Source organism: Luteibacter rhizovicinus DSM 16549 (assembly GCF_001887595.1).
In the GTDB taxonomy this organism is placed as follows: Bacteria; Pseudomonadota; Gammaproteobacteria; order Xanthomonadales; family Rhodanobacteraceae; genus Luteibacter; species Luteibacter rhizovicinus.
Window position 1 is genome coordinate 839591 of sequence record NZ_CP017480.1, and the last position, 16398, is coordinate 855988.

Annotated in this window: 14 protein-coding genes; 3 read left to right on the forward strand and 11 right to left on the reverse strand. The window is 66.0% G+C overall.

Annotated elements, in window-relative coordinates; genetic code table 11:
* The first annotated feature begins 19 nt into the window (after window positions 1–19).
* Entirely contained in the window at window positions 20–1006 is a 987-nt protein-coding gene (gene dusB / locus BJI69_RS03965) for a tRNA dihydrouridine synthase DusB (RefSeq protein ID WP_046968141.1), read from the forward strand.
* A gap of 766 nt (window positions 1007–1772) precedes the next feature.
* Here the strand turns inward: dusB and BJI69_RS03970 are convergent.
* From BJI69_RS03970 to BJI69_RS04005, 8 genes are all read right to left on the reverse strand, one after another.
* The gene (locus BJI69_RS03970; RefSeq protein ID WP_046966251.1) at window positions 1773–3068 is read right to left on the reverse strand and encodes a dicarboxylate/amino acid:cation symporter; all 1296 of its coding nucleotides are present in this window, start codon (window positions 3066–3068) and stop codon (window positions 1773–1775) included.
* Window positions 3069–3076: 8 nt separating this feature from the next.
* Window positions 3077–3946, reverse strand: a complete 870-nt coding sequence (locus tag BJI69_RS03975) for an amidohydrolase family protein (protein ID WP_046966252.1) — start codon at window positions 3944–3946, stop codon at window positions 3077–3079.
* A gap of 3 nt (window positions 3947–3949) precedes the next feature.
* Complete coding sequence (locus tag BJI69_RS03980; RefSeq protein WP_046966253.1) at window positions 3950–4642, reverse strand: 4-carboxy-4-hydroxy-2-oxoadipate aldolase/oxaloacetate decarboxylase; 693 nt, start codon at window positions 4640–4642, stop codon at window positions 3950–3952.
* Complete coding sequence (locus BJI69_RS03985; RefSeq protein ID WP_046966254.1) at window positions 4639–5361, reverse strand: PIG-L deacetylase family protein; 723 nt, start codon at window positions 5359–5361, stop codon at window positions 4639–4641. Before BJI69_RS03985 ends, BJI69_RS03980 begins: the two co-directional genes overlap by 4 nt.
* A gap of 23 nt (window positions 5362–5384) precedes the next feature.
* On the reverse strand, window positions 5385–6467 hold the full coding sequence (locus BJI69_RS03990; protein ID WP_046966255.1) for a 4-oxalomesaconate tautomerase: 1083 nt from the start codon (window positions 6465–6467) through the stop codon (window positions 5385–5387).
* Between the two features lie 846 nt (window positions 6468–7313).
* Entirely contained in the window at window positions 7314–8237 is a 924-nt protein-coding gene (locus BJI69_RS03995; RefSeq protein ID WP_211258471.1) for a LysR substrate-binding domain-containing protein, read from the reverse strand.
* Window positions 8238–8286: 49 nt separating this feature from the next.
* Window positions 8287–9636: a carbohydrate porin gene (locus BJI69_RS04000; protein WP_046967029.1), complete on the reverse strand. Its 1350-nt coding sequence runs from the start codon at window positions 9634–9636 to the stop codon at window positions 8287–8289.
* Between the two features lie 185 nt (window positions 9637–9821).
* The gene (locus BJI69_RS04005) at window positions 9822–10811 is read right to left on the reverse strand and encodes a glycoside hydrolase family 15 protein (RefSeq protein WP_046967030.1); all 990 of its coding nucleotides are present in this window, start codon (window positions 10809–10811) and stop codon (window positions 9822–9824) included.
* Between the two features lie 168 nt (window positions 10812–10979).
* On the opposite strand from BJI69_RS04005, the gene BJI69_RS04010 reads away from it, so the two are divergent.
* Both BJI69_RS04010 and fdhD read left to right on the forward strand, forming a co-directional pair.
* The gene (locus BJI69_RS04010; RefSeq protein WP_046967031.1) at window positions 10980–13325 is read left to right on the forward strand and encodes an FdhF/YdeP family oxidoreductase; all 2346 of its coding nucleotides are present in this window, start codon (window positions 10980–10982) and stop codon (window positions 13323–13325) included.
* Window positions 13315–14205, forward strand: coding sequence for a formate dehydrogenase accessory sulfurtransferase FdhD (gene fdhD, locus BJI69_RS04015; RefSeq protein ID WP_046967032.1), 891 nt, complete (start codon window positions 13315–13317; stop codon window positions 14203–14205). Before BJI69_RS04010 ends, fdhD begins: the two co-directional genes overlap by 11 nt.
* Window positions 14206–14211: 6 nt before the next feature.
* On the opposite strand, the gene BJI69_RS04020 is transcribed toward fdhD, so the two are convergent.
* From BJI69_RS04020 to BJI69_RS04030, 3 genes are read right to left on the reverse strand one after another with little or no spacing between them, the layout of a single operon-like run.
* Entirely contained in the window at window positions 14212–14550 is a 339-nt protein-coding gene (locus BJI69_RS04020; protein ID WP_046967033.1) for a hypothetical protein, read from the reverse strand.
* Window positions 14547–15080, reverse strand: coding sequence for a molybdenum cofactor guanylyltransferase (gene mobA, locus BJI69_RS04025; protein ID WP_046967034.1), 534 nt, complete (start codon window positions 15078–15080; stop codon window positions 14547–14549). The genes BJI69_RS04020 and mobA overlap by 4 nt, the downstream gene beginning before the upstream one ends.
* Window positions 15077–16273, reverse strand: a complete 1197-nt coding sequence (locus tag BJI69_RS04030; protein WP_046967035.1) for a molybdopterin molybdotransferase MoeA — start codon at window positions 16271–16273, stop codon at window positions 15077–15079. The genes mobA and BJI69_RS04030 overlap by 4 nt, the downstream gene beginning before the upstream one ends.
* Window positions 16274–16398: the final 125 nt, after the last annotated feature.

Consider the following 16398-nt stretch of genomic DNA (forward strand, 5'->3'; position numbering starts at 1 on the left):
GATCGCGTAAAATCGCCCCATGCGCATCGGCCCCTACTCCATCGCGCCCGGCGTGGTGCTCGCGCCCATGGCTGGCGTCACCGACAAGCCCTTCCGCCTCCTTTGCAAGCGCATGGGGGCTGGCCTCGCCGTGTCCGAAATGACGACCGCCGACCCGCGCTTGTGGAACACGACCAAGTCGCTGCGTCGCATGGACCACGACGGCGAACCGGAACCGGTCAGCGTGCAGATCGCCGGCTACGATCCTGGCATGCTTGCCGAGGCCGCGAAGTACAATGCGGACAACGGCGCGCAGATCGTCGACATCAACATGGGCTGCCCGGCGAAGAAAGTCTGCAATGTCTGGTCGGGCTCGGCCTTGTTGCAGGACGAACCGCTGGTGGCGCGCATCCTCGCCGCCGTGGTCAAGGCCGTCGACATCCCCGTCACCTTGAAGATCCGCACCGGCTGGGACCGCGACAACCGCAACGCGCTGACCATCGCCCGCATCGCCGAGGACGCCGGCATCGCCGCGCTCGCCGTGCACGGGCGTACGCGCGCCGACAAATACGAGGGCGACGCCGAGTACGCGACCATCGCGGCGGTCAAAGCCAGCGTGCGCATCCCGGTCATGGCCAATGGCGATGTCGTCACCCCGGAGAAGGCACGCGAGGTACTCGCGGCAACCGGCGCCGATGCCATCATGGTCGGCCGCGGTGCGCAGGGCCGTCCGTGGATCTTCCGTGAGATCGCGCATTTCCTCGACACCGGCGAACACCTCGCCGCGCCGACGCCCACCGAGGTCCGCGACATCCTTTGCGGCCACCTCGAGCATCTGTACGCGTTCTATGGCGAGAAGATGGGCGTGCGCATCGCCCGCAAGCACCTGGGCTGGTATGCCAAGGATCGCCCGGAGAACGCGGCGTTCCGTGATGTCGTCAACCGCGCCGAAGACGCCGCCACGCAGATGCGCCTGACGCGCGAGTATTTCGACGCGCTGGAAGCGGGTCTTACCCTCGCCGCCTGAAGCTTGCGCCGCCGCTTGCGTGGAGGTTCGTCGCGCATACCCTTCGGTGCCCACCCTCGCTGGGGAGCTTGAGGCAAAGAGCCTTCGGTGCCCACCCTCGCTGGGGAGCTTGAGGCAAAGAGCCTTCGGTGCCCACCCTCGCTGCTCAGACAGGTCCTCCGCGTTCCGTAAAGGAAAGGCCGCTAACGCGGCCCATGTATCTATTTGGCCTGCGGCCGCTCCACTTGTGCGGAACTCGCCTCGAGGGTGGACACCGAAGGCTCTTCCCATCCCTGAGGTTCGTGCGGGTCGAGCCGACGAAGCAACGCCGCTTGGGCTGCTGGCTCGGCGCCACCGTCAAACGGCCAACCTCGGCGCGCCGGTCGCGATCGTCTTCGCGAGGGCAGCGCCACGGCGACGAAGCCGCTCACTGAGCGAGATGTACGCACCAGCACGATTGCGGTGACGGCCGGCGTTGGCGGTCGCATTCACACCAACGGCTCGCCTTCCCGCTGACCGTATCGTCGTGAGAGACCTTGGTGTCCACCCTCGAGGCGAGTTCCGCACAAGTGCAGCGGCCGTAGGCCGAATAAGTACACGGCCGCGCTAGCGGCCTTTCCCTCACGGAACGCGGAGGACCTGTCTGAGCAGCGAGGGTGGGCACCAAGGTCTCCTCCGCGAGACGCCCAAGTGTGAGGAGCGACGGCGAAGCCGAGCCGTCTGCGCCGGCGATGAGGATGCGCCGTAACCTGGCTATCGCCGATGAATCGGCTCCCACAGTAAAGCGCTAGGCGGCGGCGAGGACGGCCTTGAGCTTCTCGCGATCGAGTTCTTTTTCCCACGCGCAGACCACGATCGCGGCGACGCCGTTGCCGACCAGGTTGGTCATCGCCAGCCCCGTGCCGAGGAAACGGTGGATGCCGAGAATCAGCACCATGCCGGCCACGGGTACGACGGGGACCACGCTCAGCGTCGAAGCCAGCATCACCAGGGCCGCGCCGGCCACACCGCTCGCGCCCTTCGACGTCAGCATGCCGACGATGGCTACGGTGATCTGCTGCTCGAGCGTGAGATCGATGTTCAGTGCCTGGGCGATGAACAGGATCGACATGGTCAGGTAGATGTTGGTGCCGTCGAGGTTGAACGAGTAGCCGGTCGGTACGACCAGGCCCACCGTTTCCTTCGGGCAGCCGAGCTCTTCCATCTTCCGCATCAGCGGCGCCAGCACCACCTCGGACGAACTCGTGCCGAGCACGATCAGCAACTCGTCGCGGATGTAGGCACAGAACCGCAGGATGCTGAAGCCGGCGATGCGTGCAACGAGGCCGAGCACCAGCACGACGAAGATGATGCAGACCACGTAGAAGCTGCCGATCAACTCCATCAGCGGCACGAGCGATACGACGCCGTACTTGCCGATGGTGAACGCCATCGCGCCGAACGCGCCGATGGACGACACCGCGGTGATGTAGTGAACGATCTTGAAGAACACCTGCGCGCCGGCCTCGATCACGTCGTAGACGGGCTTGCCGCGATCGCCCGTCGCGGCAAGCGCGCAGCCGAACAATACGGAAATGAGCAGGATGGAAAGTACGTCGCCCTTGGCGAACGCACTGATGAAGGTGTTCGGGATGATCCCGAGCAGGAACTCGATCGACTCGATGTTGTGACCCTGGGCTACCAGGTTGCCGATCTCGCCGGACTTCAGCGTGGTGGGATCCACGTTGAAGCCGGAGCCAGGATGGAAGATGTGCCCGGCGACCAGGCCGAAGAACAACGCCACCGTCGAGATCATCTCGAAGTAGAGCAAAGCCTTGCCACCGACGCGACCGACCTTGCGCATGTCGCGCATGCCGGCGATGCCGGTCACCACGGTGCAGAAGATGATCGGGCCGATGACCATCTTGATCAAGGCGATGAAGGCGTCGCCGAACGGCTTCATCTTCACCGCGTAGGCGGGCGACAGGTAACCGAGGATCACGCCGATCACCACCGCGACCAGCACCTGGATGTAGAGCTGCCGGTAGAAGGGCTTGCGCGGCTTCGGCGGCGGGAGCGTGCTGGCGGCGGTGGGTAAGGACATGAGGATGCTCAGTTGAAGTCGTACAGGCGCGCAGGATTATCGACAAGGAGGCGCTTGCGCAGCGTCTCATCGGGACAGAAGCGGAACATCAGGTCCACCAGGCCGCCGTCGTTGGGCATGTCCTTGGAGATGTTCGGGTGCGGGAAGTCCGTTCCCCACAGCACGCGGTCCGGCGCGGTTTCGATCAGGGTGCGGGCAAAAGGAATCGCGTCGTCGAACGGACGCTTGCCGACGGAGACGCGCTCCGCCCCGCAAACCTTGACCCAGGCCAGGGGATTGTCGCGCATCAGCGCCACGAGCAGGCGGAATGGTTCCTGTTCGACCCCTTGCGCTGCCTGGACGCGGCCCATGTGGTCGATGACGAAGGGCACGCGGATCTTGCCGAGCACGTCCTGGAGCTCGACGATATCGTTGGCATCCAGGTGCAGGACCACGTGCCAGCCCATCTCGGCCACACGATCGAGCACACGCCAGAACACGCGCATGTCGGGGCGGCCGCCCAGATGCTGCACGAAGTTGAAGCGCACGGCGCGGACGCCGCCGGCGTCCAGCGCCGCCAGGCCTTTTTCGTCGATGCCATCGTCGACGATGGCCACGCCGCGGTAACGCCCCTGGCCACGGGCGATGGCGTCGAGCATGGCGGTGTTGTCGGTACCGTGGCAGCTCGCCTGGACGATCACGCCACGATCGAAGCCGAGGAAATCGTGCAGCGCCACGAGATGTTCATAGGGCGCATCGGGCGGCGTGTAGCTACGGTCGGGTGCATAGGGGAAGCGATCGGCCGGACCGAAGACATGGCAATGCGCGTCGCAGGATAACGGCGGCATGGCCTGTTCGGGTTTCGTGGGATTCGGATCGGGGGGCAGACAGGATTTCATCGTTCACTCGTTCGGCAGGTCGTCGACATAGCGCAGCCCGGCCTCGGCCAGACGCGGACGCATGTCATAGATATCGAGGCCGAGTTCGCCGTCGGCGAGACGCGCGCGCTTGGCTTCCTCGTTGAGCACGCGCTTGCGCGACGCGGCGATGGCCGTATCGACGGTGGCGAAGGGAACCACGACGATGCCGTCGTCGTCGGCGACGATCGCGTCGCCGGGCCGGATGTACTGGCCGCCGATGACGACAGGCACGTTGACCGAGCCCAGCGTGGCTTTGACCGTGCCGCGCGCGTGCACCGCACGCGACCAGACGGGAAAGCCCATCCGGCGCAGTTCGGCGGTATCGCGCACGCCAGCGTCGATGACCAGGCCGGCGACGCCGCGCGCCATGAGCGACGTGGCGAGCAGGTCGCCGAACATGCCGTCGTCGTTCTCCGTGGTGCAGGCGACCACGAGCACGTCGCCCGGGCGGCACTGCTCGACGGCGACATGCAGCATCCAGTTGTCACCGGGTTGGGCGAGCACCGTGACCGCACTGCCGGCGATGGCGACGTCCTGCTGGATAGCGCGAATCGGCGGCTGCAGCAAACCCGTGCGCCCCTGCGCTTCGTGCACGGTGGCGACACCCATCGCTGCGAGTGTCGCGGCCTGGTCCTCGCTGATCTCTGGTCGGTTGCGTACGACGATGCCGATCATGCGAGGGTACCCTGAGTCACGTGCGGGAACACGCGCTGGAAGGCTTCTGCGTAGGTGATCTTGAAGTCCGAATTACGGGCCGCCTGCGCGCCGCGCTGCAGGCCGACCCGGGTGTAGTACTCCCACAGGTGCTCCTGCGCGCGCATGGTCTCGAAGGCGGCGCGCTTCTTCTCCCACACCGAGGTGATGTCGAGGAAGAGTTCCGGCTTCCACTCGCACTGCTCGGGCTGGTGCGGCTCGAACAGAAACACCGGCGGTGCGCCGATCACCGGCACCTCGGGCTCGTGGCCGTGAGCCTGTGCGACGACGCGTGCCTCCTGCGCGATGTGGGTCGCCAGCGGGTGGTCGAAGTTGTACGGATCCTTCAGCGAGTGGCTCAGCACGAAGGACGGGCGGAGTTCGCGGTAGACCTTGGCCAGATGGAAGACGACATCGAGATCGGCGCGCATCGGGTAGTCACCGATGTCGAGGAACTCGACACTCGCGCCGAGGATGCCCGCCGCCTCTTCGGCTTCGGCGCGACGATTGGTCTTCACGCGATCCATTGTCATGCCGGCCTGGCGCCACAGCTTCGCGGACTCGCCACGCTCTCCATAGGAAAGGCAGACGATGTGCACGCGCCAGCCCTGCGCGGCGTGCAGCGCAATGGCGCCACCGGCGCGCCAGACGAAGTCGGCGGAATGAGCGCTCACGACGAGCGCGGTCTTCGTATCGGACATGGGTTACAGCTCCAGGAAAGAAATCAGGCGGCGGGACCGCGCCAGATCGAGGGGGAGACGGGTACGCTGCCGCGCATGAGCAGCCGCGCGGTCCGGAGCAGCGCGGCGCGGACCACGCGCGTGCCCTCGAGACCGACCTCGACGCTGAACTCACCGCTGGGATGTTCGATCGACACGATGCGCGTGTCGCCGTCGCCGGCCACCGCAAGATCGTGAGCGACGGTGCCCGGCAAGACCGCTGCCGTGGCAACCGTAACCGCCCCGAGCACGCCGATCGAGCTATGGCAATCGTGGGGAATGAAGGTGCGCGTGCCGATGGCCCCGCCGTGGCGTGGTGCGGAGACCAGGGTGATCTTCGGAATCGGCTTCTTGCTCACGTCCCCGAGATTCATCAGGGGACCGGCTTTCAGGCGCAACGCTTCGATGCGGGCCTTGAGGCCGGTATCGGCATCGAGCGTTTCCGGGCGTTCGTCACCGCGGACAGCGAGCTCGCTCGCCGCGATGATCATCACCGGCATGCCGTTGTCGATCAGGGTCACGGCGATGCCGTCGATGGTGTCGCGCAGATGACCTGTCGGCAGCAGGCTGCCGCTGACCGAACCTTCCGTGTCGAGGAAGCCGCAGCTCACCGGCGACGCCGGCCGCGGCACACCGTCGATACGCGCGTCGCCGTCATACATCGGCCGACCGAACGGCGTCTCGATGGTGATTTCGGCGATGACCCCGGTGTTGATCGTGCGAACGCGGCGTGTGGTCGTGCCGTGGTCGCCGACGAGCAATCCCGCTTCGATGGCGGCGGGGAGCGCCGCGGCAAGCATGTTGCCGCAGTTCGGCGTGGTGTCGACGCTGGCCTCGCCGATGCCGACCTGGGCGAACAGGAAATCGAGATCGGCGGCGCCATCGTCGGGAATCGACAGGATGCCGGCCTTGCTGGTGAGGGTGCGCGCGCCACCGAGGCCGTCGATCTGGCGCTCATCGGGAGAGCCCATGACCGCAAGGATCACCGCGTCTCGCGTCGTCTTGTCGTCGGGGAGGTCGGTGGCGAGAAAGAACGGCCCCTTCGACGTACCGCCACGCATGTACCAGCAGGGAATTTCATGAGCCATCGTTATCGCCACGGTCCAGAACCGGGACGATGGTCGTCCTGGCAGGCGGGACGAACAACGCGATGTGTCGCTTATCTGTTATGCGTAATCTTCATGGCTGGCGCTCTGGATTGCATATGTTGCAACGCAACAACGGCGAGAGCGCCGCGGTAGAAGTTGGTGCACCGATAGCGTCGGCGATTGCGTGGAGATTGGTCGCGCAGAGCCTTCGGGGGGGTGGGCTTGAGGCAAAGAGCCTTCGGTGTCCACCCTCGCTGCTCAGACAGGTCCTCCGCGTTCCGTACCGGAAAGGCCGCTAACGCGGCCCGTGCCTATTTGGCCTGCGGCCGCTCCACTTGTGCGGAACTCGCCTCGAGGGTGGACACCGAAGGCTCTTCCCATCCTTGAGGTTCGTGCGGGTCGAGCCGACGAAGCAACGCCGCTTTGGCTGCTGGCTTTTCGCCATCGCCAAACGGTCGACCCGGCGCGCCGGTCGCGATCGTCCGCGCGCGAGACGGCGCAGCGGGAGGAAGGCGCTCACCGAGCCGGGATGGTCGTGTCAGCACGACTGCCGTAACGGCTCGCTTCGGCGGCTACACCCACGCCAACGGCTCGCCTTCCCGCTAACCGTATCGTCGTGAGAGACCTTGGTGTCCACCCTCGAGGCGAGTTCCGCACAAGTGGAGCGGCCGTAGGCCAGATAAGTACACGGGCCGCGTTAGCGGCCATTCCTTTACGGAACGCGGAGGACCTGTCTGAGCAGCGAGGGTGGGCACCAAGGTCTCCTGCGCGCGACGCCCAAGTGTACGCAGCGACAGCGACGGCGAAGCCGAGCCGCCCCCCCAGCCCGAGATTGCGCGAAGAACGTTATTCCATGGGATCCAGGCGGCCTTCGGCAATCAGCTCGTCGACCAGCGTGAGGGTACGTTCGGTGATGCTGCTCATCGGCCGCTGGGTCGGAGTGGCCACGACCAGACGCGTGACGATGCTGGGCATCACGATGGGCACGGCACGCAGGTGGTGTTCGCCACGCCGTGCAAGCAGTGCATTGCGCGAGAGGACACCATAGCCGACGCCACGCTCCACCAGGTCGAGCAGGGAGCGCACGGCGTCGATCTCGAGACGGATGTCGAGCGACACGCCGTAACGCGCCGCATCCGCCTCGATCAGCTGCCGCACGGAATGCAGGGGCGACGGAATGATCAGCGGGTACTGGCCCAGCGTTCCCAGCGGGACGCTGTCGGGCAGCGCGCGTCCGTCGTGCGTGCTGCCGATCAGGTAAAGCTCTTCGGAATGCACGTGGCGGAAGCGCATGTTCGCGTTCACGGCCGGGTTGTACAGCAGCGCGCAGTCCAGCCGGCCCAGTTGCAGCCACTCCAGCAGGCTTGCGCTCAAGGCCTCGACCACGCTGATCTGCGCGGCGGGATAGCGCTCGCGGAAGCGCATCACCAGCTCGACCGTCAACAGCGAACCGATGCTCGGCGGCACGCCGATGGCGAGCTTGCCGGCCTGCACGCCACGTGCCTGCCCGAGTTGCAGGCGTGCCACTTCCACCTGGCGGAGGATGCCGCGCCCGTGTTCGACGAGCTCGCGGCCCGCCTCGGTGGCGACGACGCCGCGGCCGTTGCGTTCCAGCAAGTGGGTGCCCAGCTCCATCTCCAACTGCCGCACCTGGCGGCTGAGCAGGGACTGGGAGACATCCAGCGTCGCGGCGGCACGGGTGAGGCTGCCGAACTCGACGATGCGGATGAAGCTCTGCAGATGTTTCAGGTCCAAGGTTGCGTCGCGCACCAGGTATCCAGGGTGGTCCGATTATGGCGCGAATACCGCGCGGGCGGCGTCACTGACTGCCCGGGCCGCCCATGTTCACCATGACGCGCAGGCCGATCACGATCGCGTTGGCCGGCACGCGCTTCACGCCTACCGTATTGCCGAGGATGTCCGGGCTGACGATGTACTGCAGATTCGGGACCAGGCTGACCACCGGGAACAGCTTGTAGCTGTAGTTGAGTTCGGTCATCCATTCGTTGCGTGCGAAGTGATCGTTCGTGCCGCTGTTCTTGTGGATCAGGTCGTCTTCGTAACCGACGGCCTTGCGGCTGAAGCGGAACAGCGTGCCCTGGAAACCGAGCGAGTCGTTCGGGCGGGCGGCTGACAGGCCGGTCCACAGCAGGCCGAACGTGGACTGCAGCGTGTAGTTCTCGGCATTGTCCAGCGGGCCTGTGAGCGAGCCGAACACCGCGAGATTACGTGTATTGCTGTTGGGATCCGGCTTCCAGACGACTTTGTCGGCGAGTACGTAGACACCGTAGCGCCCGCCGTCGTAGTTGCGCGCCGTGCCGCCGACGAGGCCGCGATGCAGGCCCTTGGTGTTCAGTTCCGGATCGGTGAAATCCGCGGAGTTGTACCAGCCGCCGATCTTCAGGTGCTTCGGGTAGGGGTCGTTGGCGAAGCTGGTTTCATAGCCGGCTTCGACCGGAATCATCACGCCGGTCGCGTTGTTGATGCCCAGGTCCAGACCGTTGTTGTTGCGTCGCTCGGGATTGATTTCGAAGGCGCCGATCGACAGGTAGCGCGCATCCGGCTGGTACTTCACACGCGCGCCCCAGTTCACGTACGGGAAGCCGCTGAAGCCACCCGTGGTGTTGGTCAGCTGGTACGGACAATCCGGGGCGCTGACGAAACGACAGCCATACGTGGAGCGCGCGAACTGCCAGGTCGCATTGAGGCGACCGGCGAGCACGTTGATGTGACTATCGGAAAACTGCTGCTCCCAGCTGAACTGGGCGAGCTGCCACTGGCGCTTTGGATACCAGTAGCCCTGCACTTTCTGCACCACGCCGATATCGTCGGCCGCGACGCTGTGGCCGTAGTAGCGGGCGAAGGTGATGTGCATCTTGCCGCCATCGATGCCGGCGAGCTTGCCCATGTCCAGATCCGCGCCGCCGACCGCGCCACCGCCGTTGGTCGCGCCCAGGCGCTCGCCACCGCGCACATTGCCGGCCCAATCGTTGGCCCAGACAAAGCGCAGCGAAATCCCGTCGTCACGCAGCCGGTCTACCGGGCCACCCGTGTCCTTCGGCTTCTCCGGCGTCGTCTGGCGAGGTTCCTGCGCATCGGGAGTCGTCTGCGCGACGGCAGCGGAAGCGGCGACCGCAAACAAGGCGGCAATGGCGAAGCGATGGATCATCGGTGGAAGCCCCTGGAGAAACCGCCGGATGATGGCGGAGCGGGGCGATGCTGTCGGCCGGGAGGTCGCAGAACAATGCGATCGGGGAACTATCAGGTATGCACAGAACGCATGGCTTGCATTACGTCATGAATATTGTGCATCGCAACATGCGATCAGGGCCTCCGAGGCAGGCCCTGACGCAATCAGGCCATGCGCGATTGCGGCGGTGGCACATGAGCCGCGGCGCACAAGGATTCAGGCAAGCCGACTTCCCCGTAGGCCTCCAGATAATGCCCAAGGGTCGTGGCGAAGGTCGGGTCGGATGGCCAGCGCTCGTGCGTCGCGGACATCGCCTGGCCCTGAACGTAGGCGAGCAGCTCCACGCATTCGTGGCGGTATCCCAGGGAGAGGAAACGAGCCGCCGCCCGGGTCGACTCACCCAGGGGAGCAGCCGAGAATCCCGAGGCCCGGGGGTCTTCGACCCGTAGACCAGCGGCCGAGCAGGCCAGCTTCAGTGCGAGCGCTTCGCGCAGGACGGCGTCGAAATCCGCCGCCTTATACCGGCAACGGTCGCTCCACCAGGTCCAGTAGTGGATGGTGTCGCCCAAGGCATGCATGGCCGAGGCAACCAGCGAGGCGCCGCCCTGGACCGGCCGCTCGCTCACGACGAGCGCGACGCTCTCACCCGCCGTGAGTCGAAACGCCTTCCCCGCCACCCCCTCGTCAAAGGCCAGCAGACGCGAACAGGCCACATGCCAGCCCGGTGCGGGAGCCGCTTCAGCGGCGATAGTCCACAGCGCGCAGGACAGCTCGAAGGCCACCTCCCCCTCGGTGCACGTAACGATCCGCACGAAGCGACCGGAAGAAATCGCCTCGGCCTGCCCCGGTCTTCCCTCGGCCAGGGCCATGAAGTCGACCACGCGGAGCTCCCCCGAGGCCGTGTGGGCCGTGGACTCCAGGACATTGGTGCCCGGGACGTAGGCGGCCACCCAGGCGGGATCGCCGTCCACGGCGAGCGTCATCAGGGACTGCTGCGGGTCCACCGGCCGGAGCAGGCCGGCGTCCCGGTTCAGCGCGAGCTGGACCACCGACGCATCGGCCCGCACCCGGCCGAAGCCGCGCAGATCGCCGACGGGCAGGCCGCAGGCGGTCTGCCGTTCCAGGGTAATGGCGGCAAGCTCTTGTTGGGACACTAGTGTTTTCCTGGCGTCGTGGGGAGGAACGCCGAGCGGCGCGCAGGTTGCAGGGCGGGCCGACAAGGCGGTGTGAATCCCGCGCGAGCAAAGCGACGACGTACTGTGCGATTTACTTACGCCTTCCCGTTTAGGATTAGGCCAGGTGCAGACATCGAGACGGCAGTCATGAGCGAAAAAGACCTCCCCCACGTACCCGGCGTCAGTGACTACGACGGCGCTGCCGGCGGGTGGGGCGCCCTCGGCGCCGTGGCCCGCGCCGTCAGCGGACAGCTGGCCCTGGGTCGCGAGACCATCGCCCTGCACCGGATGAACCAGCCGGCCGGATTCGACTGCCCCGGCTGCGCCTGGCCGGACCCCAAGGAAACCTCCTCCTTCGAGTTCTGCGAGAACGGCGCCAAGGCGGTGACCTGGGAAGCCACGGCCAAGCGGGTGAAGCCGGAGTTCTTTGCGAAAAACACGGTCGCCGACCTGTGGAACCTGACCGATTACACGCTCGAGGGCTTTGGGCGAATCACCCACCCGATGGCCTACGACCGTGCCAGCGACACCTACCAGGCGATCGAGTGGGACGAGGCGTTCCGTCGCATCGGCGAAGCGCTGCGCGCCCTGCCCGACCCGAACATGGCCGAGTTCTACACCTCCGGACGTGCCTCGAACGAAGCCGCGTTCCTTTATCAGCTGTTCGTCCGCGAATACGGCACGAACAATTTCCCCGACTGCTCGAACATGTGCCACGAAGCGACCAGCGTCGGCCTGCCGAAGTCGATCGGTTCCGGCAAGGGCACCGTGCTGCTCGAGGATTTCGACCATTGCGATGCGATCTTCTGCATCGGCCACAACCCCGGCACCAATCATCCGCGCATGCTGTCGACCTTGCGCGAAGCGTCGCTGCGCGGCGTGCCGATCGTGGTGCTCAATCCGCTGCCCGAGCGCGGCCTGGAACGTTTCACCTCGCCACAGCACCCGGTGGAAATGCTGACCAACAGCTCGGTGCGCATCGCTTCCACCTATTACAAGCTGAAGATCGGCGGCGACGTGGCCGTGCTCAAGGGCATGATGAAATACCTGCTTGCCGCCGACCGTGCAGCGACCGGCGCCGGCCAGCCCGGCGTGATCGATCGCGCGTTCATCGAGGCGAACACCACCGGCTACGAAGCCCTGGTCGACGACATCGAGGCCACGAGCTGGGACGCCATCGAGGCGAAGTCCGGACTGAGCCGCGCCGAGATCGAAGCCGCCGGCGACATCTACGCCAAGGCCGAGCGCACGATCGTCTGTTACGGCATGGGCATCACCCAGCACGCTCACGGCACCGAGAACGTGCAGCAGATCGCCAACCTCCTGCTCCTGCGCGGCAATATCGGGCGCCAGGGCGCGGGGATCTGCCCGCTGCGCGGACACAGCAACGTGCAGGGCGACCGCACCGTCGGCATCACCGAAAAACCCAACGACGAACTCAACCACGGGATTCGCAGCACCTACGGCTTCGAGCCGCCGGTGGAACACGGGCACGATGCGGTCGCCGCGGTGATCGCGATCCGCGAAGGCCGCTCGAAGGCGCTCGTCGCACTCGGCGGCAACCTGGCCGTCGCCATGCCCGATACCGAAGAGACCTTCGCGGCGATGCGCGGGCTCGATCTGGCCGTGCACATCGCGACCAAGCTCAACCGTTCGCACCTCATCCTGGCAAAGCAATCCTTCATCCTCCCTTGCCTGGGCCGCACCGAGCTGGACGTACAGGCGACCGGTCCGCAATCGGTCACCGTCGAGGATTCGATGTCGATGGTGCATGCGTCTGCCGGAAGCCTGAAGCCGGCGTCCGAACACCTTCGTTCGGAGCCGTGGATCGTGCGCGGCATCGCCAGGGCGACCCTGCCGCAAACGCGGGTCGACTGGGATGGCCTGGTCGCCGATTACGACCTGATCCGCGACGACATCGAGAAGGTCTTTCCGATCTTCTTCGACTTCAACCAGCGCGTACGCCAGCCGGGCGGTTTCCGGTTGCGCGTGGCCGCAAGCGAACGCGATTGGGCAACGCCCGACAAACGCGCGCAGTTCCTTCTTGCTCGTGGCCTCGACGAGGATCCCCTGCCGGATGAAGACAACCTCATGCTGACGACGATACGCTCGCACGATCAGTACAACACCACGATCTACGGGTTGAACGATCGCTACCGCGGCGTCACCGGCAGGCGCGATGTGATCTTCATGCACGCCAAGGATCTCGCCGCGCGCGGTCTCAAGCATGGCGACCGGATCGACGTGGTCGCTACCGGCGTCAATGCCGCCGATGGCAAGCGGCGCGCGGTGGATGGCTTCGTCGCGGTGGAATACGACATCGCGGAGGGATCGGTGGCGATGTACTACCCGGAAGGCAATGCGCTGATCGCCCTGGAAAGCCACGACCGTCGATCCGGCACGCCAGCGTACAAGTCGGTGCCCGTACGCATCACGCGCTCCACCGTGCAGGGCGCCAAACGCCCGAAGCGGCAGGCCGCGCATGCCGTCTGACCGACACGTGCCCACCGGCACGGCCACGCGGCCGGTGCTGCGCGTGGAACGCGGCATCGCGAGCGCGGACGACGATCGCCTGGCCGAGGAGGTGCCCGTCGCCATGCATGTCGACGGCGAGCCATTCGCGGTGATGATGGCGACGCCGATGGATCTGGAAGACTTCGCGCGTGGCTTCGCCCTGACCGAGGGGCGGGTCGGTTCCATCGACGAGATCGAACGGATCGACGTACAGGAAGTGCTCGAAGGCATCACCGTCAACATCCGTACGGCAAAAACCTGTGGGAGCCGCTTCAGCGGCGATGGGAGCTTGCCGAGGGAATCACCCGATCGCTCCGCAGGGATCGCCGATGAAATCGGCTCCTACAAGGAGCACGCCTTGCCGCGCCAGTTGCCTGGACGTAGCGGTTGCGGCATTTGTGGAAGCCGGGAACTCGAAGACGTGGTGCGCCGCCCGGAACCCGTGGGCCTCGGCCCGACCATCGGCGTCGACGCCATCGAGCGGGCGCTCGAGTCGCTGCGCGCGTTACAACCGGTCAATGCCTTTACCGGCTCCGTCCACGCCGCCGCCTGGGCGCTTCCCGACGGCGCGATCGTCTGCGTACGCGAGGATGTCGGCCGACATAATGCGCTGGACAAATTGATCGGCGCGATGAGTACGGCACACATCGACGCCAACGACGGTTTCGTGGTGATCACGAGCCGGGCAAGCTACGAAATGGTGACCAAGGCCGCGGTCGCCGGGATCGCCATCGTCGTCGCGATCTCCGCGCCGACGGCGCTTGCCGTGCATCTGGCCAGCGATTGCGGCCTGACGCTGATCGGGTTCGCGCGGCCGGGGCGGTTCAACGTCTATACCCGGCCACAACGGATCATCTGACCGGTTTCAGCTTCGGCGACGGCGCAGGCTGTCCTTGACGTCGACGTCGAAGCGCACGGTTGTCGCCACCGTGTCGTGGCCGGGGATGTCGAACACCAGGCCATCCTTGCTTGGCAGACGTGACTCCAGCGCCGATAGTTCGCTCATGGGTACCTTGAGGCGCCACTCATGGGCATTACCCTCGAGCGTGCAGGTCACCGCGTCGGTCGCGTCGACCGAGTAGCGCATGACGAAGGCCTTGCCGAACGCCGTCGAGCCGAGCAAGGCAATATTGCCGAGCAATTCGCCCAGTTCTTCTTCGTCGATCCTCACGCGGACCGTATCGTTCTCCAGCTGTACCCTCATGCGTTCGCCTCGCGCCATTCGTCGGGAGTGTTGCAGTTGGCCAGGAAGAGCGGATCCAGCCCGTCCAGGGGCAGTGTGGTCGTGCCGATGCGCGCCTGCAAGGCGGACACCGAGCGTTCGCGACCGGTCAGTGTCATCAGCGTAGCCAGCGCGTCACGCGTGCCGGCGTTCAACGTGAGCCGCATCGGCAGGGGATGACCCTCCCAACGCGTCGCCGGCAGGCTTCGCTGCGCAAGCAAGGGCATGAGTACCTCCGCTCCCAGCCGTGGCATGTCGACAGGCACGACAACCAACTCGGCGTCGGGAAGGACTGCAGCGGCACTGGCCATGCCGCCCACGGGACCCGTGCCCGCCCAGCGGTCGGGAATACCGCCGGGACGCGAACCACTCACGGCCACCAGGTCGACACCCAGGCCGCGCAGCGTCCGTGCGGTACGGTCGAGCATCGTCACGCCATCGACTTCCATCAGCGCCTTGTCTTCGCCCATCCGCGACGACAGGCCGCCGGCGAGAATCAGGCCGATGATCATGAGGCGTCCGTGGGATCAAGTGGCCACGTGTCGACCGAGTCCACACGCCCCTCCACGGCCGACCACCAGACATTCGCTTGGGTATACGGCAGGATCCGATAGGCCGCCTGCGCGGGCGTCATCCTGACGATCGGATGTCCGCCCTCGTCATGGGCGAACTCACCGAGACCGAAATACTGCAGGCCCTCGCGCGTCGAGGGAGCGACGTCCAATCGCGCGCGGCGTGGCTGCTCCGGCGCCAGCCCTGCCATCGCCCGCAACACCGGAGCGACAAAGAAGCGGTAGCCGACTGCCACGGCGATCGGGTTGCCGGGCAAGGCAACGACCAGCGGACCACGGTCGAAGCACGCGGCCAGCAACGGCTTGCCCGGACGGATGGCGACCTTGTGGAACAGCTCGCGCGCGCCCAGCGAGGCGAGCGCGGCAGGTACGAAGTCGAAGCGCCCCGCGGACACCGCCCCGGTGGTGACGATCAGGTCGGCATGCGCTGCCAGCGCATCGCGAACCGCGAGATAGAAGGCGTCGCCGTGATCCGCGACCCGTGTGCGCCCTGTCGCTTCGACGCCCCAACGGGCGAGGCTCGACGCCAAGAAGGGGCCATTGGAATCGTGGATACCAGCCAACGGAAGAGGTCCGCCCGGATTGAGTTCGCTTCCCGTGTTGATGATCGCCACGCGTGGCCGTCGCACGACATCGACCTGCGCGATGCCAAGGGCCGCCAGCAACATGATCGCCGCGGGATCCACCCGCCTCATCGCGGTCAAGGCGACCGTCCCGGCATCAATGTCGCTGCCCGCACGACGCACATTCTGGCCGCGACGTTCATCCGCAACGAAGCGCACGCGATCGCCCTGGCGCTCAGCGCGCTCCACGGGCACGACGGTATCGAATCTCGCTGGCATGCGTGCGCCGGTGGCGATCTCGCAGGCCTCTGCGTCGGGATAGTCGTCAGTGTCGTCGCCGGCGGCATGCATGGCGCCGACGAGATAGGTGGAGCCTGCGGCGATCGCCTCGCCGGGCGCCCGCACGGCGAAGCCATCCATGGCGGCATTGTCGAAGCCCGGCAGCGCATGGGGGCTGACGATGTCGCTGGCGAGGAAACGCCCCGATACGGCATCGATGTCGACACGCTCGCTCTCGAGCGCGTCGGCTTCGCCCAGTAACAGGGCCAGTGCGTCGGGGTAGGAAATCATGGGTGGAGCGTAACAAAGAAATGTAGGAGCCGATTCATCGGCGAATAGGGAATGTGGGAGCCGATTCATCGGCGAAAAGCCAACGAAGCGGCGAAGAAGTAACGCCCCATCGCCGATGAACCGCC